The organism is Pseudoalteromonas rubra (assembly GCF_005886805.2).
GTDB classification, from domain to species: domain Bacteria; phylum Pseudomonadota; class Gammaproteobacteria; order Enterobacterales; family Alteromonadaceae; genus Pseudoalteromonas; species Pseudoalteromonas rubra_D.
In genome coordinates, this window is record NZ_CP045429.1 from 1,427,162 (window position 1) to 1,452,997 (window position 25,836).

14 protein-coding genes are annotated in these 25,836 nt (G+C 49.7%); 3 read left to right on the forward strand and 11 right to left on the reverse strand.

The window, feature by feature from the left end:
- Positions 1-168 precede the first annotated feature (168 nt).
- From CWC22_RS06070 to CWC22_RS06100, 7 genes are read right to left on the reverse strand one after another with little or no spacing between them, the layout of a single operon-like run.
- The gene (locus CWC22_RS06070) at positions 169-4,278 is read right to left on the reverse strand and encodes a poly-gamma-glutamate synthase PgsB (protein WP_138539364.1); all 4,110 of its coding nucleotides are present in this window, start codon (positions 4,276-4,278) and stop codon (positions 169-171) included.
- A complete protein-coding gene (locus CWC22_RS06075) occupies positions 4,268-8,596 on the reverse strand; it encodes a hypothetical protein (RefSeq protein ID WP_138539363.1) in 4,329 nt (1,442 codons plus the stop codon). The genes CWC22_RS06070 and CWC22_RS06075 overlap by 11 nt, the downstream gene beginning before the upstream one ends.
- Positions 8,584-9,336, reverse strand: a complete 753-nt coding sequence (locus tag CWC22_RS06080; protein WP_138539362.1) for a hypothetical protein — start codon at positions 9,334-9,336, stop codon at positions 8,584-8,586. Before CWC22_RS06080 ends, CWC22_RS06075 begins: the two co-directional genes overlap by 13 nt.
- Entirely contained in the window at positions 9,326-11,623 is a 2,298-nt protein-coding gene (locus CWC22_RS06085) for a hypothetical protein (RefSeq protein WP_138539361.1), read from the reverse strand. Before CWC22_RS06085 ends, CWC22_RS06080 begins: the two co-directional genes overlap by 11 nt.
- Positions 11,610-14,723 carry a poly-gamma-glutamate biosynthesis protein PgsC/CapC gene (locus CWC22_RS06090; RefSeq protein WP_138539360.1) on the reverse strand — a complete coding sequence of 1,038 codons (3,114 nt, stop codon included), beginning with the start codon at positions 14,721-14,723 and terminating at the stop codon, positions 11,610-11,612. The genes CWC22_RS06085 and CWC22_RS06090 overlap by 14 nt, the downstream gene beginning before the upstream one ends.
- Positions 14,723-16,669 carry a hypothetical protein gene (locus CWC22_RS06095; RefSeq protein WP_138539359.1) on the reverse strand — a complete coding sequence of 649 codons (1,947 nt, stop codon included), beginning with the start codon at positions 16,667-16,669 and terminating at the stop codon, positions 14,723-14,725. The genes CWC22_RS06090 and CWC22_RS06095 overlap by 1 nt, the downstream gene beginning before the upstream one ends.
- Before the next feature lie 49 nt (positions 16,670-16,718).
- Positions 16,719-18,932, reverse strand: coding sequence for a CapA family protein (locus tag CWC22_RS06100; protein ID WP_138539358.1), 2,214 nt, complete (start codon positions 18,930-18,932; stop codon positions 16,719-16,721).
- 262 nt (positions 18,933-19,194) lie between these two features.
- Between CWC22_RS06100 and tyrR the strand changes: the two genes are divergently transcribed.
- Positions 19,195-20,751, forward strand: a complete 1,557-nt coding sequence (tyrR, locus tag CWC22_RS06105; RefSeq protein WP_010385077.1) for a transcriptional regulator TyrR — start codon at positions 19,195-19,197, stop codon at positions 20,749-20,751.
- A gap of 60 nt (positions 20,752-20,811) precedes the next feature.
- Here the strand turns inward: tyrR and CWC22_RS06110 are convergent, their stop codons facing one another.
- Positions 20,812-21,303, reverse strand: coding sequence for a hypothetical protein (locus CWC22_RS06110; protein WP_138539357.1), 492 nt, complete (start codon positions 21,301-21,303; stop codon positions 20,812-20,814).
- 150 nt (positions 21,304-21,453) lie between these two features.
- On the opposite strand from CWC22_RS06110, the gene CWC22_RS06115 reads away from it, so the two are divergent.
- Positions 21,454-21,993, forward strand: coding sequence for a thioesterase family protein (locus CWC22_RS06115; protein ID WP_138539356.1), 540 nt, complete (start codon positions 21,454-21,456; stop codon positions 21,991-21,993).
- A gap of 77 nt (positions 21,994-22,070) precedes the next feature.
- Here CWC22_RS06115 and CWC22_RS06120 read toward each other — a convergent pair whose 3' ends face one another.
- From CWC22_RS06120 to CWC22_RS06130, 3 genes are all read right to left on the reverse strand, one after another.
- Entirely contained in the window at positions 22,071-22,745 is a 675-nt protein-coding gene (locus tag CWC22_RS06120) for an OmpW/AlkL family protein (RefSeq protein WP_010385072.1), read from the reverse strand.
- 405 nt (positions 22,746-23,150) lie between these two features.
- The gene (locus CWC22_RS06125) at positions 23,151-23,459 is read right to left on the reverse strand and encodes a hypothetical protein (protein WP_125562437.1); all 309 of its coding nucleotides are present in this window, start codon (positions 23,457-23,459) and stop codon (positions 23,151-23,153) included.
- An 89-nt stretch (positions 23,460-23,548) separates the two neighbouring features.
- Positions 23,549-24,313: a response regulator gene (locus CWC22_RS06130; RefSeq protein WP_138539355.1), complete on the reverse strand. Its 765-nt coding sequence runs from the start codon at positions 24,311-24,313 to the stop codon at positions 23,549-23,551.
- 340 nt (positions 24,314-24,653) lie between these two features.
- On the opposite strand from CWC22_RS06130, the gene dapE reads away from it, so the two are divergent.
- Entirely contained in the window at positions 24,654-25,826 is a 1,173-nt protein-coding gene (gene dapE / locus CWC22_RS06135) for a succinyl-diaminopimelate desuccinylase (protein WP_138539354.1), read from the forward strand.
- Positions 25,827-25,836: the final 10 nt, after the last annotated feature.

A 25,836-nucleotide genomic window follows, 5' to 3' on the forward strand; every position in this document is an offset into this window, starting at 1 on the left:
ACTGTCGTTTCGCATTTTGCACATTTTTGCGTTTTGCATGTCCATCAGGGCCATTTGGCTTGGTAAATTAGCAAAATGCGAAAACAAACCATCAAGTGAGACGCTCAATATTGAAAGCTGCAAGGAGCGTGCCCACTTTTTATTTATATGGGTGAAGGTGGAGGTATGCTAATCCTGGCCGCGGTTAAGCCAGCGTTCTGTCAGCCAGCCAGGTTTTTGACCTCGGTTTAATGCGGCCAAAACCGTAATGGCGCGCTCCGGGGTGATCCGTTGCGATGCGATGTCCTCATATACCTGTTGCGCGGTTTTCTTGCGCTTAACGGCGGCGCCAGCATCCAGAAAAGACTCCACGACTTGCAGTATAAAGCGGGTGAAGCCAGATAAACTTTCAGGGCCTGCGGCCTGATCATCACTGGCACTTTGTTGAGTGAGCCGCTCGGCCAGATGGCTGAGTTCGGCCTGGGCAAATTCGCTTTGTGCCTGAGGCAGTTTACTGAGGGTTTGTAGCATTTTGGAGAAATAGTCTCGCTCAATTCGATTGACTTTATCGAGTTGCGTGAGTTTATTCAGGTCGCGGCGAAACTGAGCATGGCTTATCTGAGGTTCGAGCAGCCGTTCACAGCTGGCATGCAGCGTATGCCAGTGCTGCCAGGCATAGACGTAATTGAGCCCGGGACCTTTGATGTTTTGCATGCCCACAATTAATTGATGTTGGCCGGCCAGGCCCAGGCGAGCGATACGGTTGGTCAGATCGTCTGCGGTGATATGGGGGTTATCCAGCAGCAATAACTTGCTATGCAGGATGCTGAACAGTACACGTTCCAGTTGTTTCTGGTGGCTTGTTAAATCCTCCAGGCTCAACAGTGACTGGGCCAGTTGCCAGTTTTGTATTCGCAGCTGGATAATGCGTTGCTGTACTTTATTGTCAATATGCTCGGTCAATGCAATACCCAGTAAATCTTCATCGTACAGGTGAGCGGTTTCGAGCCAGGGGGTGTCAAACAAAGCGTTCAGCTGGTCGACATAGTGCGCGGGGGAGGCATTGTATTTCCATTGAGTAAGCAGACGTATCAAATCTTGTTTGTCGTTATTGCCAATTAGTCGGCTTAAGCGGGTATTCAGCGCTTGATCCAGGTAGGCCTCAAAGCCATCGACGTTACTACCAATCACCACAACATGATCGAAACTCAGATCTTCAATTAACAGTTGCGCAAAGACCTTAGAGCGCGCAACCCGGTCATTGCGGTTATTGAGCAGGGCAATAGTCTGTGTTTCGGGTTTGTCGTTGAGCTCAAATAAACCAAGGCGACGCCAGTTTTCCAGCGTGGCGAGGCGCTCATTCGCTGACATACTGTTGACAAACGATTGAGTTAGGTGTTCCACCGGGGCTTTGGTAAAGTGCTGTAGTACTCCGACATCTGGCACAATACGTTCGGCGGTTTCTTTGTAGACATAGTCTTTGTCTATCCCTATATACTGGGCCATTTTACATACCAGCGCGATATTGTCCGGGTGCTCTTCATAAGGGTATAGAGCACGAATATCCGGGGTGATCTGAAAACCTTCCCCCCAGTGCAGCTGGATCAGTGTGGATTGCTTGTGTTCGGCTGCCCGGTTGAGGATGGGGGCCATGGTTTGTTCAGCAGTGAAAATCTGAGTGTGGCTGCCAATAAAGGCGGCCATTTCTTGTGCCACATCAACGCCGCTCGGACCCAGAATATCCTCGTGATCCGGGTAGGTATTAGTAATGGTGGTAAAGTTGTCTCGCATCCAGCGGCGCAGGATCCGCACATATCTGGGTGTCAGGCCCATACACTCCCATAAAAAGACATCAGCGCGCACTGAGCGGGCAAAGGCCAGGACATCGCTCTGTTCCCAGATACTGGCTTTGTCAAAAGGCCGGAACAGGGGGAGCTCATATTGCTCTCCGGAGCTGCGCGCGAAAATCATCATGGCTTCACAACCGGTGGTTTTGGTGACTACGCGAAGTGCCAGACTACTGAACAGTGCTGCTTTGATCCGTTCTGTACCAGATTTCCCTCGTGTACCCCAGCCACCTATGGTAACGGGGATCTTCGCACGATTAGTGCGGATTTTTCGATTCAGGCGAACATGTCTCATCCAGAAATAGAGGATAAATGTCGACACAAAAAACACCAGCTGTCCGATGCTATTTTGGTAAATGGAATACAAATATTCCTTAAAGCTATAACCCAAATTGACTAACACACCTGGTATGCCGGCACGAGCGAACAAGTTGGCAATACCAGACTCAACCTCAAAGGTACAATCCAGTTCACTGCCATAGGGCTTAAACTCCAGCCCAAAGCCGAGTTTACGTATTCGGGCCAGGTAGTTTTGCTGCTCAAGCGTATTGCCTTTTCGTAAGCCGTCTATGTCGGCGTACTGAATCGACAATTGCCAATAGGCGCGAACACGTTGCCAAAGATGTTTGGGTGGTGTCACGATTAAAATGCCGTCGGGGGTGTAACTTTTCTTACTGGCTTTGATATTGTCCTGGCTCAGCACGGATAATAGGTAGTCAGGTAGCGGTAAATGGGGACGTGCACTGGCCTCCTTGAGATGATAAAGCGCTTCGCCGGGTACGTTTGTTGCGCTGATCTCTGCGGTGGTGCAACTGGGCACATGCAATTGTGCTGACGGGATTTTGGCACTGGTATGACTAAAGCTTTGACGTTTATCGGTGCTTGGCGTGAAAAACTCATGCCATATACGCCAAAAACGGCGACGACGTTTGTAGCCAATTACAACCCGCCAGCCTTGTTTGTCCTGATAGGCGTTAAAGCTTTGCTCATGCTGCGCCAGCATACTGAGTGCACGGCCTAGTGTGTCCTGGTCGATATCTGCTGGCAAATAAACGGTCTCGTGCTCAGCGAGGCGCTGTGCGAGTTGCGCATGCAGGCTTTGCTGGGTGAAGCTGAATAACTGCTCACGGGTTCGTGTAATATAGCGTCGCACGGCCAGGTCGGGTTCACGCTCTAGCGCCTCATTTAACACACCTATATAGCGTTGCATCAACACCGCATCCTGATTGTTTGAGGTATCGTCCAGTGTTGCTTCAACGGCTTCATTTAGCATGAGTCTGGGGCTTTGTTCCAATAGTATTCGCTTAACTTCCAGACATTCCTCACCAAGGAGGTGGGTACACCATAACCCAAATGCATACTTGTTGGCAGAAAAACGGGCAGCGGTAAGCTGTTTAACCAGAGTGAAACGCACCGCGTCGACCGTTTCATCCGCAAAACGTTTTTCAAGTAATTCCATGGCCAGTGTATCGGGCAGATTGCGCAGTTGCTCAATACATACTTGCCGTACCCGGGCAAACGGATGCTGCGCCAACTCCCGAAGCAAGGGAATATCCCGTTCCTCCAGGGGGTATTTATTGGCGAGGATACGGGGCATCGCAGCGACAATAAACAGCTGATCGCTGTGCTTCTGTGCTGGTGTAGTGCCACTGAGACTGGCTTCCACATAGGCCCACATGTAACTGCGCACAAAGGTCGGACGCTGGTGGATCAGAATTTCCAGGATATCCACAACGGCCTGATAGGGCGTATTCTCGGCATCAAGTAACTCTATGAGCTCAGCAACCAGCTCGCTGTCCAGATCTGGATTGGCTTTACATTCATTGATCACGGAAACCTGATTGACCAGCGCACGGATCATCCCATGGCGAACATGTGCATTGTTACTGGTGGCCATCAGCCTCAGGAAGAAAGGTTGTAGATCTAGTTTTTTCCAGGCCTCATCCAGGTTATCTAGCGACAGCCTGAGATAGCGAATCGTAAGTGCACCCAGCTTGGCGATAAGAAACCTCAGATCCTGCTCTAAGTCGGCGACTAAGGTTTGATAGCGGCCGATAACGGCACCCTCATCAAACCAACGTGAGAATGCCTGTTTATCTTTTTGTAGCTGGGTGGTTGAGGCCCCCAGTGTTTCAGCATACTTGAGGATATGCAGTTGTTTTTCCGTGGCCAGCTCTGCTTTGCCAAGACGTTCTACAAACGACTGGTAGTCGGCATCGTGACCCTGAAGTTGTTCATGCAGGCGTTCAATTTTGTGGCGTAAAAAAGCAATGGTTTGCAATAGCTGCCAGTAGTTCAGTTGTTCGTCTTTTGGCTGGTTTTGTAATAGCTCCCAGCCTGCCAACTCCTCGAGCAACTGATGGTACTTATGGCGGTGCAGATTGAGCCAGAACTGTTCTGTATCGGCAAATAAGATAGCCTGAAGCTGGGTTTTTAATCGGTTATCGGCCATACAGGTCCTGCTCTAAGAAATGCGTGAGTTGCAGTGATTCAAAAATGATTTCGTCGTGTGCAAACGGGTCAAAGCCACTGCGTTGTAAATTACCCAAAGTCACTTCAAAACGAATGCTGTGGTTATTTCGGAACCAGTCTTGTGTCCAGTTCAGGCTGATCCAGCCAGCAGTGTGTTCACTGAAGTCAAACAAGGTTTGCCAGCCCAATGTCGTCAGATACTGCCAGGTCGCATTTGGCCGGTGGTCATCGGCAAATACATAGCTGCTGCTTAGCCCGGCAGAGAAAATATGGCCCTGATAGTACTGCTGCCAGACTCCACTTAACGAAGCGACGTCCAGTGATGTCCAGTCCGAATTGGAGGTGGTTGTCAGTTGGGCGCTGAGCTGACTGTCTACTTTGCTCTGATGGCGGATGCGATAACCACCACGCCAGCCATCGCTGTGGTTGTAGCGATAAAAATTGAACATGGCATTACTGATGGTTTCGTCCGCCAGATAGTCTTCTTTATCAATGCTGGTGTAGTAATAAAAAGGTTGCCACCACCACTGGTGACGCCAGTGTTGATCCTCTCGCCAAATTTCGCCGATTGCGACAGTCCATTGACTGGTCAGGTGGGTTTCCCGACTCAGTGGTGATTCCTGCCAGCGATTGTACCACTGCGCTTTGGCAAACCAGTCGTCTTCATCATCAAGCCAGTCATACAAACCATTGATACTGAACGACGGTTCGCTGGTATTGTTCAAACGAAAAAAGCTCTCCAGTCGATACCAGTGCTGTTTATAGCGGTTACGCAGTCGAATACCCAGATCCAGCGTGTGCTCTGAGCCAAGCGGTTCACTGCTTTGATAGATGCCATCACGGTTATACTGCATCACCCCCTCAATGTGTGTGAGATTCCCATCGGCCTGCATAATGGCTTGATGATAGGTGTTCTCATTCCTGGTGTACACGAACTCTGGCTGGGCCACCCTGTAGGGCTGCACGGGGGGAGCCACGGCCAGCTTGTGGCGATTGGGGTCCAGCTGCCAGCGATAGAATCTGGCCAGGCTCGCGGTTTGTGGGGCCAGGGTGAGTAAGCCGGCTGGGTAGAATCCGGATTGTTCGCGTCGTGCTCCCTGCTCCACATACTCCAGTTTAAGTACCGCATCTTGACTGAGTTTTGCCGTGATCGGATTGGCCTCATCACCGTAATAAAAGAGCTGTTCGGCGGCCAGTTCAATGGCCTGCCAGCGGCCCTGCTGATAGGCTTCGACTTCAACACTGAGTAATTGCGCGGCAAAAGGGTTAAGCCAGCGCAATGTCAGGCCCGGTGCACTCAGATCTGCGCGGGTTAACCCCAGTTCACTGCGATTGTTATCGAGACGCCACAGTAGGTTGCCAGCAATACGGTCAATACTGATCTGTGGGCGCTGATGCTGTTGCAGTAATTCAGCATTGGCAAAATGAAAGACCAGTCTGACTTGCAGTGATTGCAATTCACTCAGGTTAAGCGCCAGGCTATGATTCGGGCGCAAGATCAGCCCAGGCAGCGCATCGTCGCGGCTGGTATGGCGGCTAAATTGCTCAGCGGCACTGCGCTTTGACAGTGCTGATAAGTCGATAAGCTGGGTACCTGCATAATTTTGGTAGCTATTAAATGCCTCCCAGTGGCCAAAGCTTTGAATACGGCCATACAGTGTAGCTAATGACTCTGCTGGAGGGTGCTGCATCAACCTGGCTGATAAAGCCGTGAACTCATGCTCGCTGAGCGATTGAGTTTCAAGTCTTAACAGAGCATTAAGCAGCAGGTCGCGCTGTGTGGTCACCGTGTTTGCGCTGCCCAGGGGTGTTTGATATAGCAGGGATATAAAGTCTTCCTGCCACAGTGTCCCGGCCAGATCCAGAGCGTTGGTAATATTGTGTGAGGGAGGCAAAGCACTGAACTGAAGCAATAGTAGCTTTTCGCTGCTTAGGGTCAGTTGTTCGCCGGCACTCAGCGCAAAGTAACCGGTACTGGCAATAGAAAGGCGAGGTTGATCGTCCTCATCAATGCGCAATACGGTTGTCGCAGGTATGTCGTCAAATATCGGCATGATTTTACGCAGCTTAGCCTGGTGGGCATGTAACCAGGACATCTGGCTTTGCTCTGTCTCAATGGCTTTTGACCGGGCGCTGACTCTGAGCACCATGGGTTGGTGGGCTGTGATTGTAATTGACTCATCCGCCAGTGGGTAGGCAGTGGTGTTACTGGTCTCGCTGAGCACGGTGCTGACGCCATGATGACGCAGAGAATAATCAAGCACGGGCGGGTTACTAACTGGGTGCGTATACCCAAGTTGCGCACTCAAAGGTTGCAGCGTGTGATTGTCGTTGCGTGTGTCGTGGCCCAGCCACAGTGCATAAAGGTCTTGCTTGAGTTCGGCAAAACTGCTGATAAGTGCATCCCGGCACTCTGGTAAGGCGTTGCGCCACAGGCTGCATAACCCGAGAATGCTTTGAATGGCCTGGTTTTTTTGGTAATGCGCCAATAGCTGCTGGGCTGCATAACGTTGCAGTTCTGGGTATGGATGACCGAGCAGGGCACCCAGATAGCGTTGGGCGGTATTGTGTTCTCCCAATGCCCAAAATGCCCTCAGGCGCAACTGCCAGGCTCGGATCACAACCTCCTCATGGGGACTGGTGATCAGGGCTTTCAGCAAAGGCAGCGCCTGTTGTGGGTCCTGGCTGACCAGCATTTCAGCCTCTCCCAGGCGAAAGTGCCAGTGGCTGGCACTCAGGCTGGTTGTGGTGTCTGCCTGCTGTGGGCGAGCGAGCACAAATCGGGATTGGGCTTGCTGATAGCTGTGACCCAGGCGTTGTAGCTGTTGTTCCAGACGATAAGCAATCGCGGGACTTTTGTCTTCAAGCAAGCCCGGGCGCTGATATAAAACGGCGTTGTTTGGCAAAGCTTGCAGCTCTCTGACTCGTATTGCCAGGTCTACCTGGGCATCGTCACTAATCGTCACACTGACCTGACTGGCATCCAAAGGCAGAGGCAATGAAATCATAGAAAAGCGGTTGGACGGCAGCAGGTTTATTGTGTGCCGATAACTGTCAATGACCAGCGTCAGCTCTGCGGCATTGGTGCTGCGGGTATACAGTCTAAGCGTATCAGACAAGCGTGGTTGTTCAGGTAATTCAAATTGCACGGCGCCCGATACCGCATGATAGTGCAAAGTCTGGCGCTGCTCGGTGGCAAACAAGCGATCTATAGCCGGGCGGTAAGCATGTACAACGCTTTGCTCACTGAAATGGCTGGTGAAGGCGTTGTCTGATTTTTTGGGTAATAAAAAGCGCACGGTACCCAGTGTATCCTGGAGCTCGGACAGGCGTTGTCGCTCAAGCGCGCTGGCCAGTGCGACATCGGCCGAGTGTAGCGATGAAATGTCATGGTGCTGGTAGACCTGTTCGAGGTGCCATTGTAAATTATCCGTCCAGTAAGGGTTAAACAAAGGTTCCGGCCAGGTTTGCGCCGCGTCGGTATCGTAAAGTCCTCGCTCCATGCGGACTAAATTCAGCAAAGTGTCACCCTGAGCCTCAATACGCAGGTAGTTACCTGCCTCAACCGCTATATAGTCACTGCTACTCAGGCCAATGACCTGATCATTGCGCAATTTCACATTGTGAGTCAGACGGTATTTGCGCAGCTGAGGCGTAAACTCATCGGCAGGGGTGTCACTCAGCGATAGCTGACTGATAAGCGCACCATCCAGCCTGGCGGAGAGTACGCCGGGCTGAGCTGGATCAGGCAGGATGCGCCGTGCGTTGAGCCTGAGTTTGGTGGCTTCGGTGAAAAATAATTGAATGCTCTGCCCATCATTTAAGCGATAGTGCGTAGTATGCGTTTGTGCCTCATAAAGCTGCATTGCCGGAAGCGCTAGTTTGACGGGGATGCGAAACGGGTCTCTGTGCCTGTGAAATAGACCTTGCCAGGCAGAGACGCTTTGTATTTCATCGGTTGGGTTATAAAAGCGCAGCAAGCGGGTCGTTGTAGTGGCTGGCAACTGACACTGGTGTTGTGTGCAGCGCATGTCGGTTTGAGTAACGCGTTGCATGGCATAGGGAGATTGCCCCTGCCACACTTGAATAGCGCGTGGCTGGTTTTCAAGGCTCAACCAGTGTCCGGCTGGTAGTAAAATCAAACGTGATTGTCTGGCATCCAGATTGACAGTCGCTGCGCTGCGCTGCAATTGCAGTGTGTCCGGCTGGTACCAGCTAGGCGCACTTTGCAGTGCCGCAGGCACGGCCTGCGCGGGCAACAGACAACTTATCAGGAGCAATACAATCAAATAAGGCATAGGGTAAACTGTTCCATAATATCGGGCTGTGCGACCAGTCGTTCGCGCATGGAGCGACTGATCTCAATATGAATAAAGTAGCCTGCCGGTAATCCCAGGCGGTGCATAACATTGCGTGTACCACCTAATTCAGACACTTGCTGCGGGTACTGATAAGTATGCTCGCTCAGTTTTGACAAACACATCTGCAATTGTGACAAAGCGTCGGTACTTTGTCTGCCCTGGCTGATAATGAAATCCGCCTGGCGTGCCTGAGGCGTGCGACGTTTGCTTTGGCTGAAACCATGTAGCTGGTACAGGTGACTGGTTGGGTAACGTCGTGCAAACGCCTGTGCCGCCGCGGCGTGTAGGCCACTTGGGCGATGAGAATAGTCCATGCTGTATAAGTCCGGGCTGGGCGCTTTGCGGTGCTCGGTGTTGATCACCAGTACCTGACATCGTGTAGCGAACACGGCTTTGCCTATTTTATCTGTCAGTTGGTCATGAAACTTATGCGGCACAGATAGCATGCAGGCAGAGCCTTTGGGCCGGTAATATAAATCGCCGCCGCCAAACTGTGCGGAGCTGGCTTGCAGTATAATCAGACCTGGCTGACTGCGCAATTGCCAGGGAGGTAGCGCCATGGGCTTTGCAAACCAGTTGTACACTTGTTGCCAGCTGGGAGAGGGCAACTCAGCAGCGTCACTGGCAAAACCTTTGCCAGTAAGGAGCATCAAAAACAGGTACGGTTTAAAATTCATGTTGCCACCATTGCGGTTGAGGAGGTGGAGTTGCATATTCTTCCAGTAAGGCAAACCACAGGGGTTGCTCCGCTGACACGATTAGCTGATTGAGCTGTTGTATATCCGTCCCGATTGTAAGCGTGACTGACGGGTAGGCGGTCAGGGCCGGATCTTTTGGGTGCAATAAGAATGCTGGCTGCGCAAGATCAGGCGCCAGAGCATAGCGTTTGCGAGCAATACTGTACTCATCTGTCACCACCTTGCTGAATTGTCCGTCCAGCTGGGTAGTGAGGATGAGTGGTGCGACAGGATGCGTGCCTCTGACGAAAGGCTTGATCACAATCGCCATTGGCTTGTCACGGCCTCGGTAATCTTGGCTTAAAGTCTGCCCGGGTTGTAGCTGAAATAGCCGTACTTTCCAGTAATCACGTCGCGTTCCCTGATTGATAAATAGTCGCAAAGCTGGGTCAGATAGGTCGGGTGCCTTGTCCAGCTGGTCGATTTCCTGCTCGGTGTAGCGGATCCCGGTATTACTGAGTGTGATGATTTTGGGCACGGGCGCTGCTACCAACTCAGTTTGCTGCATACTGAGTTGGGCGTCATACAGCTGTGCCAGATCAACGAGTGGTTTATACTGAAATGGTTCAGCCGGCTGTGGCAGTGCAAAGTACTTTGGCGGACTGTAAACCAGTGCAGTATTGGAGACCGGTAAACTGACGAACAGAGCTTGTGATAGATAGCCGCTTTGTTTCTCCTCTACGGGGGGAGGCGCGTTGAATAACCGCACTTTGAGGATCAGTTGCTGCTCAATAAAGTGGAACTCATTGTCGGCACTTTGGCTGAACCAGGCGCCAACTTCGGTGAATCCATTTTGCGGTGCGTCACATAAGGTGGCACACACATAATTTTGGTGATGCATTGCACTTTGTCTGCTTTGCAATTTCACGGCCACCGGATCTGCGCTACTCACTGTTACCCGGTGTGCCTGATGGCTCAGGCGCAGATAGCGTTTTTCGCTGTCCGTAATGGCTTCGCGGCGGGTTTCCGGGGTGATCAAACGGTCAAAACCACTGTTCAGCCCTGTCAGGGTTAACGTTTCTGAGCGCAGTAGCTGTTGCTCGGCATCATACACGCTGAGCTGAACTGAGCTGCCTGGGGCACCTCGCATATCGAGTTGCAGATCGCTGTCACCTTGCACAGTGTATTCTGCCTGGTTCGCTTCGTTAAGGTGGTAGTAATAGCTGTGTAAGGGCGCAATCACCTGCTCCAGCTCATTGCGCCACGTGGTGATCATCTCCACACGGGAGCGGATCACCAATAGCCCCGGTTGCATATCTGGCAGCAAGAAACGTGTGGAGTCATCGGTGCTAACTGGCTGCAGTGTCAGCGGTGCCTGCTGCTGGGTGAGATCATACCATGTCAATTGCAGGTCTTTTATATCTCCCTGGGTTTGTAAATTCACATCACCGGCTTCAGACAGGCGGATTGAGGCGGCCAGGCCGGGTCGCGTATAGTATCCATCCAAATCAAACTGTTGCGCGGAAAAGTCATAGGTAATAACGTTGTATGGCAGCGATTCATAGAGAATGTCTGCGTCAAAGTCGATCCCCGGGATCCCCTGTGGTGCGAGTTTGCGCCAGTCGTACGATACCGCATTGGCTATTTGCTGCGGCTGTAAGCCGCTATCGCCCAGTGTATGATAACTGGTCATACGCTCCCGCCATTGCTGGGGCAGCTTAAGCCAGGTGCGTGTTACATCATCCGCGTTGGTGGGCGTTTTACCATGGATACGGACCACCACGCCGCGCAGGCTGGGCTCTTCCGGAATGAGCCGCAGCGAAATTTTACTGGCTCGCGTCAGTTGTTGCCAGTCGACGTAAAACGACTGACCGGAGGTGACAGCCAGTGCCTGTCTGTCTTCAATTAGTTGCTTAACCTGTTGCTCACCTTCTTCAAGCGCAAGTTTGGATGCGTGGTGATAGGTGTGCTTTTCCAGCTCGTTATCCTGACTGTCCAGCAGCCGGTATTCAATTGCATAATTGATAGGCTTATCAAGCACGGTTTGGCTGGCAAAAATGGCATTCGACAGTACTCGAATAGCCACAGTTCGTGACGTTGGGAATGTATAAATAAGCGGTCTATCTGGGCTCAGCCAGTGCACCACAGAGCGGGTTTCCTCTTCGCTGCGTGCAGCTATTCGCTCTGCCGAATTCAACCATACATATAGATGCAGTGCGACCCGATACCCCGCGGCCAGCAAAAGGATGATGAGCAGAACCTGGAGGATGCGTTTAATCCAATACATTCGGGCCTCCTTGCATCATTTCCTCAAGCGCTTCCAGGGTAATAAGCCGGTTACGCTGAGCAAGGTATACTGCAGCGGTTTTACCTGCTTGTTGTACTTGTAACCCAAGCAGCCCATTGTCGGTAAGCCGGATAGCCTGTAAATTGCATCGAGGCAAGTTCTGGCAGAGCGCATTTAACCAAGGCAAGTGCTGGGTTTTTGCATAGCGATCCAGGGTTATATCAAGCCTCTGTTTTTGCTCATCTGATAAGCTGACCCAGTCACCCGGGCCGGTCGCAGCGAGGCGTACTTGTAAGAATTTGGGTTGGGCGGATACTGCGAGTAATCTCTCCTGCAGTGCCTGCTCCGAGACGGCGTAGTGTTGCTTAAAGTCGGAGGCCAGCCAAAGAGTTGCCAGTTCACTGCCCGGGCTAAACAGGCGATAACCCGACTGCGGAGATGAGCCGATTTCCAGTCCTCGAGTAGCAATTTGACCCGCTACTTTCTCAACACTGATCCCAAGCCGTGCCATGGCTTTATGTAGGGCATTAATGGTTGAAGTATGACGAAAATCCGGCTGAGTGAACTGATAGGCGATAGCGCTGGGGCGGATCTGTGATGGTGCGCTGTGACTGCGTACCTGCAAACTTAAAACAGACATACTGGGGTTATGACGTACTGCGCTTTGATGTACCACATTATATAAAGTTCGTGTGTTAGTGGGAGACATCACGTTCGCTTCTTCGCTGGCATAGGGGTGAGCGCCGGCAATGAGCAGCGCCCTGGCACCACTGACCTGAAACAGATCCGTGGCAAATTGCAGGGTGTTACTTTCGAATAGTGGCCTCGGTACCTGAATGGTCAGCGGCTGTGTGGTATTGAGGTTAATGGCATAAAACCCCTGACCCTGTTGATAGTAGCCAATTTCAGGCAACGGGGTGATGACCACCAGGCGTTGAACACTGTTGATGATAAGTTGCAGGCGGTAGCCCACCATGTTGGCGAGTCGGTTTAGCTGTTCCAGTTGGTTCAGATCATCGTCCTCTAATGTTCTAGAGCGCAACTGATGGGACAGCCTGAAGAGGGGCTCAAGTACTTCATACTCCCATAACGCTGCTTCATTTTCTTCAAGCATACGAAAATGGCCGCTGCCTTTGGCACTGATGTGCTGTGAGAACTCGGTGACCAGGTCTTCGAGCGGCAGGTTGAGCCGCTCTACGGGATATTGTGGTGCATTTGCGTTACTCCTGGCGGTGTGCGAGAGCAGCGTAGAATAACTCAGGTTATCGAAAAAGGTCTCCAACATGGCACCCTGATAGCCTGGGTAGGGCAGGTTGTCTTCACTAAGTAGCCCAAACTGACTGCGGTCAAAACCCAATAACCGGGTGAGTTGACGTTGTGACAGTGAATCGGGTAGCTGATTGTAAATCCAAAACTGACTTTGTTCAGTAAACCGGGTAAGTCGGAGCTGGGGGCGTGTATACTGATTCACGGCACGCAGTTGTAATACCTGATCCATGCTCAGTGCCGCAATAAAGGCCTGGTAGTAGGCACTTTGCGGACGTGTTTGTTGGCTGGCAGCCGACGGTGTTACGCGGGTACCAAGTGCCAGGGCGTTGCTGCCTAGAATGGCAAAGAGTTGCCCTGCGGCATCGCCCGCTAAACGCTCACTGGTGGGGTATGGCACAGTTACTATGTGTTCGCGCACCGGCGATTTGGCGAGGGCAAACAAGCCCCTTGGATGCGTTGTCTGGGCGTCTTTAATCACTAAAGTGGCTGGATTATCAATAAGCACAAAGCCCAGCTCGGCGAGTACCTGTGCGGCACGGCGTTGGGTATCCGGATCCTGGCGGTTTTCATTCAATAAGCGAATGGCTCCCCGGAAGCGCTGCAATTGCTGCGCCTGCTGATAATGGCTGAGATTCAGTAAATCATACCGTGCTGTGTACAGATAACTCTTATATTCACTGACATGGTGACTCAGCGGTGCACTTTGGGCTTCATCCACAGAGACAGGCTGTGCCGGGCTCTGCACTAAAGAAGGCACAAACATAATAGCGAAACCAATGCCGAAGGCCAGCAGGCCACCGACCATTGAGGTCTGGAAGGTGGCACGTAGCACCAGACCGAGGGCGTTCTTCTGGAAAATTTTAAGTGCCAGCAAGGTTGATAGCATATAGCCAAAGGCAAATGTATCAGTGGCTTTGAGGGTAGGGAAGTAATCAACCACAAAGTAATTTAAAACCAGTTTATAGACGAAGCCGATGTTAAAAAACAACAATAGTAGCCGAGCACCTTCAAAATTAGCGTGCTTGAGCCGGGTAAAATTGAGCAATATCGCGCCGAGTGACAAAATCACTGTGGTTTCAATGAGCGTTGTTAGTAGCTTGCTGGGTTGCATCAATTGCAGTGCCAGTAGTGCCGGGAGCATAATGCCATTGAACTCCCAGCCATAGCGAATGTTAGCCCGGGAGGCCAGAAATGCGGTGATCACCAAAATGATATAGGCTTTTGGGGCAGCCAAAATGGAAGCGGCAACTGCTTCATACATGATGGCAAGGTTAGCGATACTGAAATTGGTAAACGGCATCAGCACAAAACGTACTAACACAAAGGTAATGGCCAGCTGGATCAGCGTGACGCGCATGCCATAACGAAAGCCGCCATTCCACATTACGTTAGCGGTGAGGGCGATGATCACCAGGCCCAGGCTGTATAGCTGTCCTGCGTAATCAAAAGTAACGTCCCATAACGCCAGTATCTGACCTATCTGAGGCCAGAACAAGGTGTCCATAAACACGCGAACGAGAATACTGATCAAAATAATGGCAAAGAAACGGTCCCGGCCAAACATCTCAGCGTAGCCCAGTCGTTCCATCACCACTTTGGCACTGAAGCGCATCAGCACGTAAACCACAATGGCCTCAATGATGATAACGACGGCTGAGACGGGGCTGACAATCAGCAGAGGTACCAGATAGCCGGGCACCACCAGACCGGTGAGTGGAAAGCCAAACCGCAAGTTCAGCATGCATACAACGGCAATCCCCACCCAAACAGTCGTTATGACAGACTGGCCGAGTCCGCTTCCATCCGGAAAAAGAGGTAACACCCACTCCATTACAGAATGTGCTCCTCGTTGGTGTCTTCACCGCTGTCTGGGGTTGCAGACGCGAGCTGGTCTAACAGCGCATGAGGATCCTCAAGCTGCTGCAATAAAGTGGTAATGTCGATGAACTCAAACAAGATCCCCGCAACAGAGAAAGGTTCGCCTATGGTACTGCTTACCTGACTGGCTGACAGCGAGCGAATATTCAAAATATAGGTATCGTTACCAAGGGTGGCGGGCAAAAATAGCTCGCCTTGTTGTAGGGTTAAATAGCGCAATTTGCCTTTTAGTTTTTCTTTTGACATCGGGGTGATTTTATCCAGCAGATCTAATGCTGTCATCTCGAACAGGGCCAGATGATGCTTTTTAGCCAATTGTTCCAGCGGCTGGTTAGTTTGAACTACCTGGCCAAACAAATTAAACAACACCGCGGCGGTTCGGATCTGATTGAACACTTGCTCGAGCGTGGATAATTTCTGTTCCATTTCGCCAATGGCTGATTTTACTTTCTGGCTGAGTGGTTTCTCCAGTGTCAGCGTTAGTGCCCGGGTTAATGGGCTCAGCGATGCCCGTTGCTGGTTTTGCAGCATTCTGTAATGGAACAATAGCTCGCCAATCTGGCTAGCAAACCGATTGACATTTTTAACAAAGGCCTTTTCATCAAATTGTTCGTTGGGTATCACTGTCATAGCCCAAAAGCCGCGGACATCTCCCGCATACATCAAAGGCACAACAAACTGGCGCTCCAGCTCCTGAAGGCCACTGAAAAAGGGTCGACCCGTTTGTACCGCACCAAACGCTTTGATGGCATCAGAGTAGGGAGGACGTTGGTAATCCCGGCGCTGTTCAACAATGTCTTCAATATGACAGTTAATGGCACGGATCTCTTCGAGTCGATGATCACCTTCAAGACGCGCCAGAAAAATTGAACGATTAAGGGCAAGTTGTTGATTAACGAGTGTAATTATGGCGTCCCAGGGAGTGCTCTCTGTGCTGAACGAGCGGGGCAGGTAGCGCCCCATCATACGTTGATGGACATTGGCAATAAGCTCTAGCAGCTCATTCTCCTCAAGCCATTTGCGCGAGAAGAACACCCACAACATAGTCATCACATTGATCACCAATAGTTGACCAATAGGCAGCAGGTAATGCAGCGATAACATTACCACATAGCTGCTCAGTAGGCCGACAACGGATAAGCTGACCGCGATAATGATGCTCAGGGTAAGCGTATTTTTTTGATAAATAATGAGTAGTAAGGCTAACAAGCTCAGTTGCAAAGCAATAGACTGCCATTGCGCCAAGCGGGTGACTAATTGCCCCTTCTCCAGGCTATCAGCGACATAGGCATGCAGATAAACCGGATTACTGACACCACGTAATTTAGGCGCGCGTAGCGGTACGCTGAAGCCTAACTGTTGCTGGGCGATTAACACGACTTTGCCTTCCAGCTGACTGGGTAGCACATCTCCTTCGAGTAATCGGGTACTCGAAAATTTGGGTAAGGCACTGAGGGAAAGCGCAAAGTTGATTAGTTTACCGATGTTAAGATGCTGCGGCCCATAGAGGCTTTCCCAAACATTCTGACATTGCCCTGCCGGTGCGCTGAGCACCATGTTGTAACCAAGCCAGGGTTGTACGGCTGGCAGGCAATAACGCGGATCGGCAAAGGGGAAGTACACGTTGGCAAAGGACATGCTGTGCTTAGAAGCAACATCAGACAGTACCACGATGGCAGCCACATCCTGTTTGAGCAATTGACTGATCAGATCGGATTGTTGCTGTTGTAAGTGCGCCGATTCGATCACTACAACCTCACTGCTTTGTTGCTCAAACAGTTGATTAAACTGACTATATACATAGGCGTTCAGGCGTGCGAAAGAGCCGTGTACGGCAATCACCAAAACCACCAAAAATAGGAGTAAAATCGACCAAAATGGCTTTTGCCGTTTGATCATAAAAACTTGTTGTTTGAGTGACACACGCCCCCCGAATTAGTATGGCTAATTAGTTGTAAGCAGAAAAATGCAGTGTCACCGTGATGTCACTGCTCGTTTGTAGCATGAGAAAATCCATCCCATGCATACCTTCTGCTTGCCATAACCCATTGTTGAGACTAAGAGGTTTTTGCCAGGAGATCAATGCAAGTTGATCCAGCATCAGGGTTGCTTCGCCTTCTTTCGGCGGTGCGTGTTTGAATGCCAGTTTGACTGCACGAGCAGGCAGCAGCTCCGGCCCCAAAGTTTGGCTGTCATCTGGCAGAGTAATATCATGCCGAAAAGTCTGCCAATCATAGCTTCCTGATCCAATCAGGTTGACTTCTTCGCTGGAAAACTCCAGGTTGTCTTCAGCGGTGACTATGGTCAGTTCGGCGCTGACAGCGCCAGCATTGTCGCCTTTTGCATACCCAAACAAGCTCATGTCATGGTAGGCTTCAAGCGTTGATTCTGCAGGTGTAATGGGCATCGTTCGCAGCGTTTGTTTAAAAGGCATACGCAGGGGACGATTGTTAAACTGGGTGCGTGACAGACACATGCCCTGTAAACCTCGCATCGCGCCCGTCAGACAAGGGGTGATGTCATCGCTCTCATGTTCCCAGCGCGTCACTTCATTGGTGTCGTTGTCATTGTCCCAGTCTTCAAAGTCCCCAAACCACATTAAATCTCGGCCCAGTGTCATCTGAGGAGCACCTGTACTGCTAATTTTACTGACAAAGGCACTGCTTGGTGCATGTTCCCGAAAATCAATAATGTGGTCGCCAGCAGAGAGCGTCAAAGTCACGGTTTCGACCTCTTGCGGGCTGGGTGCGTTCTGAAAATAGACATCGCCAAAACCTGGGCCTGGAACAATCGCGACCTCTGAGCCTGAGAACTCAGCAAGTCGGCGGATCAGGTAATCACTTAAAAACCCACCGACCAGTTTGGGTTGATAATCTTCCAGATAGACAGGATAGGCTTTGGCTGATTGTGTTTTCGGTGTCTGAGTAGGGTCGATACGAACGGAAACGGCGACCCCCAGCAAGGTTTCGTGGCGGTTTTGTTCAAAGACAAAATTCCCTAACCCAAGTAATGTGGGCACACCATTGTAAAGAGCAAAGCCCTGCGCAACATGCGGGTGGTGCGCGATCATGAGATCTGGATCACGACGGCTGACAAACTCAAATCGGTTATCAATGTAGCGAGTTGGAGCATAAGAATATTCATCTCCCCCATGCAACTGGACAATGGCATAATCACTGTTGTCTCTCGCTTGCTCGACGGCGGCTCTGAGCGTTGTACTGTCGGTCAGATCAGCAGCGCCCCCTTTATCGGCGGTGGCGATGTAAGTAATAAGGTGGTCATCTCCAGTGATTGAGGTGGCTGAAACCAGGCCCAATGTGGTGCTTCCTACGTCCACCAGACGGGGGGCATAGGCTTCAGTGGCATCATTACCGGCACCACTGTGGCTGAACCCGGCCTCCTCGACGAATTGTATGGTATCTTCCAGCCCTCGCTGCTGATAGTCAAATACGTGGTTATTACCCAGCGCAACATAGTCGATGCCAATTTCTGTCAGTCCTTGCAACGTTTCGGGCAAAGAGAAAAAAGCAAATTCTTTACTTGGGTGCACAGTCGTTGGTGTCGCCAGTACCGGAGATTCGAGATTCACGGACGCAAAATCGGCACTTGCCATAATGGGTTTCACGAATTGCGTTAAGGCAATGGCACTGCTTGCGGCATTGGAAGGCCGAATAATGGCGTCTTCTACGTCGGGTACCAGATTGCCCATGGTTGTTAAAGAGGGATCCATATAGCGACGACCAAACATAGTGTCCCCACCAAACATCAACTCACTGCTGGTGGCACTGACCTGCTTCAAACGCACGGCTAATGGGGTTTCTTGATAGTCACGGCTGTCAACGGTAATGACGGTCCGCTCATACCCTGACTTAGTCAGGGTCAATGTCACCATCCCAGCATCAAGCTCAGTCAGAGTCAGTTGGCCTTGTTCGTCAGTACGGTACTGTTTACCTGAGAGTTGTACGGTGACATCCGCCAGCACCGCGTCGTTCGCCCCCTGCAGTGCCAGGTTTAAACCTCGAGGCTGCGCTTGTTGTTCCTGTTGCTTTTGTTGCTCTTGTTGTTGTGCTTGTGTTGGGCCTGTCTCGTACGGGTCTTCCACCGAACAAGCACTCAGCAGGTATATGACTGGAACAAATGGAAGTAATTTGTAAATATTCAAGGTGGCCCCTTAACCTGTACGGCTTAATAACTAGGTCTTTAGTATTATAAATTGATTGTTAACCTTACTGCAATCGTTAACTATTAATATTACGGCCTTTAAAGCCTGCATTTTACTGCTTACTTTATAGGAGTAAGAGATTATTTTTATTATAGTTGTTCTAATCAAAATCTCTGTCCAAAATTGTTTACGTTTTGCTAGTCTGGGGTCTATTCTTAGAGTATGATCCCGGCAAAAGGTAGAAAACCGTTTTGAGGAACAAATGCGTTTAGAAATTCACTGTGCCGATCGGATCGGTATTGCGCAGGAAATTTTGAATATCCTGGTCAAGTACCGGGTTGACTTGAAAGGAATAGAAGTTGATTCCGTTAATTGCAGAATGTATGTGAGTTTCCCCCCCATAGAATTTGAACAGTTTCAGAAAATCATGCCTGAGATTCGACTGATAGATGGGGTAGAGGATGTCAGAACAACCGCTTTTCTGCCTTCTGAGCGTGAGCATAATGAGCTTAACACCTTATTAAGTGCGCTTCCCGATGGTGTGATTTCCATTGACGCAAAGGGGTGGGTGCGCCATTGCAACGATGCCGCTTGCCGTGACTTGAATCAGCCTGAGCCCGATATTATTGGCGCAAATATTAATAACCTGCTGAAAGGGTTTAATTTCACCCGCTGGTTGGAAGGCAAAGATGTGCTTGGCCAGACAACGCGAGTGGAAGTCGGCGGGGAAGACTTTATTGCCGATATCTTGCCGATTTCTGTACCGCAAGGCCCTGAGGGTGATGTGCTTGCCGGCGCAGTGATTAATATTAAATCACAAAGCCGCCTTGGTCAGCAGGTCAGTGCATTTCGTCGTTACGGTCAGGAAAGTTTTGCGGCGATCCACAGCCAAAGTACTGCTATGCGCCGTGTCGTGCGTGAAGCCCGTAAAATGGCTCAACTCGAAGCGCCGATATTAATTACCGGCGAAACCGGTACAGGTAAAGAGTTGCTGGCCCGCGCCTGCCATTATGCTTCTAATCGTTCATTAAAACCTTTCATCGCGCTGTCGTGTGCTTCACTGCCTGACGACGTTGCAGAGTCTGAACTGTTTGGGTATGCCGGTTATGAAGAAAACAGCGCGCCTAAACGTGGCGTTTTGGAGCAGGCAGACGGGGGAACTGTGTTCCTCGATGAAGTCGGGGAAATGTCAACTCAGTTGCAAACCAAATTACTACGCTTCTTGCAAGATGGTACATTCCGCAAAGTCGGCGATGAAAATGAAGTTAAGGTAAACGTGCGTATCATTGCGGCGACACAAAAGGACTTGCCTGCTATGGTTCAGGAAGGCAGTTTCCGTGAAGATCTCTATTATCGCATCAATGTGCTGACACTGGAGATTGCACCGCTACGAGATCGTAAAGCTGATATCAAGTCGCTTGCAGAGCACTTTATTCAGAAGTATGCGCAGCAAAGTGGTCATGCGACACCGGCTCTGGATGAGGAATGTTTGCAATTCCTGGAGCAATATCCCTGGCCTGGTAATGTCAGACAGCTCGAAAATGCCATTTATCGGGCTGTATCTATGCTGGACGACAACGAATTGCGCATTGAGCATTTGCAGCTTCCGACCTTTACCCATGACCTGGGCTATCTGGAGTCTGATTTTGAGGGGACGCTGGAGCAAGCTGTTAAACGGTTTGAAGCGACCTTATTAAGAAAGCTCTACCCGGCTTATCCCAGCTCGCGTCAGCTCGCTAAGCGCCTGGGTTTGAGTCACACCGCGGTAGCAAACAAGCTGCGGGAGTACGGGATTAACCGTAAAACTGTCAAGGTATAACAAAAGGGGATGTCAACATCCCCATTTTTTGTTGGATCTTGCGTATAGCTAGTACACCGCTTATTGCTTAGTCCCCATGTTTTTGGTTACGCCATCCAATTTAATATTTTCAATACCTTGCTCAGTAAATTCGACAGTGACGCTGAGGTTGTTGCGAACCAGGAAGTAATCTATGTCATTCAGGCGCAGCACATAGTCTCCTTTCACAGGACTTTTAAACTGCTTTTTGACGAGCTCAAGTTTATGATCACCAAGCTGCCAGCTGAACCCTTCAATAAAACCCGGGTTAAACTCCTGGATCCAGACTTTAGAATCATCTTTACTCAATGTGATAGCAATGGAATACGATTCTGGTAGCTGAGCCATATCATAGCTACGATCACCAATGCGAAACTTTTGTGCACCACTTTGCCAGCCGAAACCAAAGCTGAATTCTTTCTCTATACCGGTAGGGTAGGTCAGTTGCCCTGTACCGGGAAAATCAAAGTCAGCCCAGGCATGGCCAGCACTAAGAAAGATCAATAAATACGCAAGCTTGGTTATATATTTCATAAAGTTACACTCTTATAAGTCTTGCATAAAAGTTAATGCACAAATGCTTTTTTCGCAAGTTGTACACTCATAAGAGGGGGGAATTCTTACTTGTTCTGAAGCCCGGCTATGCTAGACTCGGGTTTTATGTCAACTGGTTGGACCAACAAAATGAATTTGTATTTTCGCCTACTATGGTTGTTCTGGCGGATCCGTCGGAATAAAGCGACACAACCCTTGCTCGATGTCATTGATATTAATTTCAGAGCTTTGCCCAGTGACTGTGATATCAATTTACACCTGACGAATTCCCGTTATCTGGCCATGATGGATCTGGCGCGTACCTGGATGACCGAACGCGTGGGATTGTTTGCAGCCATAATGAAACGTCGCTGGTTCCCGATTGTAAATGCGACAGCCATTACTTATATTCGTGATATCAAGCCATTACAAGAGTTTACGGTATCTACTAAGTTAGTCGGTTGGGATCACAAGTATTTTTATATAGAGCAAAGGTTTCACTCGGAGCGGGGGTTGCACGCCATTGCTTATGTCAGAGGCGTATTTAAAAGTCGCCAGGGCGTGATAAGCGTGGAAGAAATGCTGGAAGTTGCTGGATTTGACGGCGAAACACCTGTCTTACCAGAAGAAATAGTGCACTGGAAAGCCATGCTGGAGCAAAAGAAAGCACGTAACACTAAGGTAGCATAAAGGGCCTGTGTAGTGGCCCCTGGGGATTGAGAAAGTAACTCTGTGGAGTGCCCACACTCTGTGGGCACCTTAAACTGTTAAAACTTGTACTTCACACCAAACATTGCAACAATCGGGTCAAGCTCAACATCGGAAGTTAGTGCTTGCTTACCATCTGCGTAAACGGTTGCATCGGTATTGATGTCCATCTTAGAAACCATACCGTGCAGGCCCCACTTTTCATTCAGGTCGTAGTTGAAACCAACTTGCAGGGCTACGCCAAACGAGCTGTCCAGATCTACTTTAACATCGTCTGTGCCCAATACACCTTTAAGTGCAGCACTGGCTTCTTCGTCAAAGAATACGGTGTAGTTCAGACCAGCACCGATAAATGGGCGGAACTTGTCATTGGCACCAAAGAAGTGGTATTGCGCCAATAATGTTGGTGGTAAGTGCTTCACAGAAGCAATTTCTACGCCGCCTAATTGTGTACTAGGATTGCCTGGAATATAACCTTCACCTTCAACGGTATGAGAAAAAGGTGTGGCTGCAATTAGTTCAAAGACAATATTGTCATTGTACTGATAGTCAAATGTAATACCCAATTGTGTATCTGAGTCCGCTACCAGACCCGCTGTTTTGATTTCGTTGAGCGCTGAGCCTGTGTCACTTGGATTAACGTTAATCGCACCTACATTCACACTGAACTGAGCCTGAGCCAGTGGTGCAGTTAACATAAGTGTAGATAGGATAGCTGCAGTAAGTTTTTTCATTTTCATCTCCTGAACCTGTGCAAGGTAAATCTTTTTGTTGCAGCTATCATAGGGCGATGAGGCTTTTCAAAAGCTGTTCTAGATCAATATTCAAATTGCGAATTTTCAGAAAAAATTGAAAATTTGATTTAGATTAAGTTTTGCCAGCCAAAACGGGAGGCTATGTGCAAAAAACAGCCATTCAATCGGAACTTGCGTGTTGTGTCTGATCTGAATACTTTATGGTATCGAGGTGAATGACAAGCACATTTCTAAAATCTGGACCAAGCTTTTTAAACCGTTTGTACTGAAAGAGAGTGAAAGAGTGGTTGAACAGCTACTGTCTTTGTGATTGAAAGGTGCGAAATTTAAGAGTAGATGTTTGCATGAGGGGGCAATAAATGCCCCTTCAGATACGATTGAGCATTATTTCAGGTATGCGCCAGTAATACGCCCTTGATTATTTGGACTGTTAACACACTTATCAAAGATTACTTGTACTTTTCTGTCGGACAGCTGAGCGGCCATGAGTAGCGAGAAAATCGCATCATATTTTGGATGGTTGCCTTCAAGCAGATAACGAGAACCAGAACAACCAGTAGCTACCAAATCTACATAGGTTGCACCTGAAGTCATGCTATAAATGTGTAGGTTTTTTGGTACTGTAGGTGCCGTTGTGGCAGCGAATGTGCTAGAGGACAAAAATGTGGCGAGCGCAATAAGAGTTTTTTTCATAATAAATTCTTCCAATGAAATTATAATAATGTTCCTTTATTGTACCCGAACACTGCCATTAGGTAAATGGTGGTAGGGCAAGTTGTTATTTAATTATCCTGGATTAGTTCTGTGTCGCATCCCCCCAGGTGTTTTAATAGTTCATTGAGGTGGCTTTTGGTGGCGTCATTAAGCATGTCACGATTGAAACGTAAGGCCAGTTGGCATATTTTTGTGTCGACAAACCCTTCCACTGCAACAATGCGTACAGGCATCGCGTATAACGGCGCAATCAGTAAGTTACCGCCATCCAGATCAAAGACATCCAGCTCCAGCTCGTAGGTACTAAACAAGTGCATTTCTCGACTATAAGGCGATTGTAATAACATGCCGGATTGACTGATGTTTTTCACATGGCCGGATAAGGTTCGGCTGCCAGTGCGGATCCGAACGCTGTGTTCTGGCAGTCCAGATAATCGGATGGCTCCGCGTCGACTGATGGTGCTCCAGGATTTATGAACGGCTTCTTCGAGTTTATCAGCAGTAAAGGGCTTCATCATATATTGCGATACCCCATTTTGGATAGCGCATACAACATGCTCTCTGTCACTCAGTGAACTCATCATAATGAAGGGGGTTTTACTGTGTTTCTTTGACTTTCTGACCCGCTTAAGTAGCTCTTCACCATCCAGGTTGGGCATTTGCCAGTCTGCAATAATGATATCGATATGCCGGGCATCGAGTAATTCGAGCGCTTCTTTGCCATCTTCTGCGGTGTAAACATTTTCGGCACCGAGTCGGTTGACTAAGGTGGAGCGCACTAAATTTCTAACCAGCTGGCAGTCGTCGACGACCAAAAAACTGACATCCTGCATCACTAGTTCCTTATCTCGCAGCAATCATAACGAAAGGGGGAGTTCGTTAAACTAAGGTTAGATTATCAATTCTAACCCTCACATAGTTAGTTCTAGCACACACAGGGCAATTGACAACTCGTTATCGAAATTGACCAATTTATGGCGAGGTCATTGGGCTTTATTGAGTGCTTAGTAATGCGTTTTGTCACAAAACTGCCTTACAGACGACATGAACTGGTCACGCTCAGGCGATGTAATCGAAGTTAAACGAGTCACCATAGGGTACGCAGCGACCCGTCAGTGAATGACTGAACATCTGTTCAAGGTGCTTAAGATCAAAATACAGGAAATGTATGTTATGTCTTCCCACGCAATAAAGCCTTCAGCGAAACCCAATCCCAATACAGTCCAAACCTTGCGACGTCTGATCAATGCGCCATCAGTGACACCTAATGATGCAGGTACAATTGACTACCTCGCAGAGCGTTTGAACCATCAGGGCTTTGAATGTGAGCACCTCGATTGTAATGGAGTACGTAACTTGATTGCCTGGCGTGAATTTGGTCCGGGCCCTGTGATGGCCTTTGCGGGGCATGTTGACGTAGTTCCTGCAAATCCTCAGGGCTGGGTGGCGCACCCATTTGCAGCGGCTGTGATAGAGGACGTGATATACGGACGTGGGGCTGCTGACATGAAAGGGGGAGTTGCAGCCATGTTGAGTGCAACCGAGCGCTTGTGCCAGCAGGCTCAGCAGTGTCGGGGCACACTATTTTGGTTGATCACCTCAGATGAAGAGGGAGAAGCTGAGTATGGCTCAAAAGTGATGGCTGAATATCTGGCACACAAAGGCATAGTACTGGACGCTTGCCTCGTTGGAGAGCCAACCTCACATCAGCAAGTGGGCGATACCATTAAGAATGGGCGTCGTGGTGCTATCTCAGGGCGGGTACAGATCCGCGGTAAGGCTGGACATGTAGCCTATCCGGAGCAGACCATCAATGCGGCACATATCGCTGGCGAGTTGGTAAATGAACTGGCAAATATTAGCTGGTGGAAAGATGTGCGAGGCTCGCAAACCAGTTTGCAGGTAACCGGTCTGACGGTGCCGGATATCGTTGATAACCTGGTGCCGGCTAGCTGTGAGATCACATTCAATGTGCGTTACAGCCATGCCTATAAGAGTCAGGAGATTTATCAGGTCGTTGCGCAGGCACTGGCCCCCTGGCATGACAATGTCAGTGTGCAATGGGAACGTCCTTGCGAATCCTATTACACGGGCAGTCGTGAGTCAGCGTGTTTTCTCAACGTGGTTGAGCAGGCTATTTTACGTGTACGCGGTCAGTTTCCGGCACTGAGTACTGCGGGTGGCACATCTGATGGGCGCTTTTTTGCGTCGACTGACACGCAGGTCATCGAATGTGGTGTAAAGAATGATTCTATTCACCAGGTCAATGAACATGTGTCGGTGGCAGATCTCTACGCCATTGAAGAGATCTACGCGGCTATTTTGCACGATTACTTTGTCGCTTAAAGACACAATC

Excerpts from the sequence above, each read along its gene's own strand:
- CWC22_RS06070 (WP_138539364.1), bottom strand. The coding sequence starts at position 4,278 with ATGGCCGATAACCGATTAAAAACCCAGCTTCAGGCTATCTTATTTGCC.
- CWC22_RS06075 (WP_138539363.1), bottom strand. The coding sequence starts at position 8,596 with ATGCCTTATTTGATTGTATTGCTCCTGATAAGTTGTCTGTTGCCCGCG.
- CWC22_RS06080 (WP_138539362.1), bottom strand. The coding sequence starts at position 9,336 with ATGAATTTTAAACCGTACCTGTTTTTGATGCTCCTTACTGGCAAAGGT.
- CWC22_RS06085 (WP_138539361.1), bottom strand. The coding sequence starts at position 11,623 with ATGTATTGGATTAAACGCATCCTCCAGGTTCTGCTCATCATCCTTTTG.
- CWC22_RS06090 (WP_138539360.1), bottom strand. The coding sequence starts at position 14,723 with ATGGAGTGGGTGTTACCTCTTTTTCCGGATGGAAGCGGACTCGGCCAG.
- CWC22_RS06095 (WP_138539359.1), bottom strand. The coding sequence starts at position 16,669 with ATGATCAAACGGCAAAAGCCATTTTGGTCGATTTTACTCCTATTTTTG.
- tyrR (WP_010385077.1), top strand. The coding sequence starts at position 19,195 with ATGCGTTTAGAAATTCACTGTGCCGATCGGATCGGTATTGCGCAGGAA.
- CWC22_RS06110 (WP_138539357.1), bottom strand. The coding sequence starts at position 21,303 with ATGAAATATATAACCAAGCTTGCGTATTTATTGATCTTTCTTAGTGCT.
- CWC22_RS06115 (WP_138539356.1), top strand. The coding sequence starts at position 21,454 with ATGAATTTGTATTTTCGCCTACTATGGTTGTTCTGGCGGATCCGTCGG.
- CWC22_RS06120 (WP_010385072.1), bottom strand. The coding sequence starts at position 22,745 with ATGAAAAAACTTACTGCAGCTATCCTATCTACACTTATGTTAACTGCA.
- CWC22_RS06125 (WP_125562437.1), bottom strand. The coding sequence starts at position 23,459 with ATGAAAAAAACTCTTATTGCGCTCGCCACATTTTTGTCCTCTAGCACA.
- CWC22_RS06130 (WP_138539355.1), bottom strand. The coding sequence starts at position 24,313 with ATGCAGGATGTCAGTTTTTTGGTCGTCGACGACTGCCAGCTGGTTAGA.
- dapE (WP_138539354.1), top strand. The coding sequence starts at position 24,654 with ATGTCTTCCCACGCAATAAAGCCTTCAGCGAAACCCAATCCCAATACA.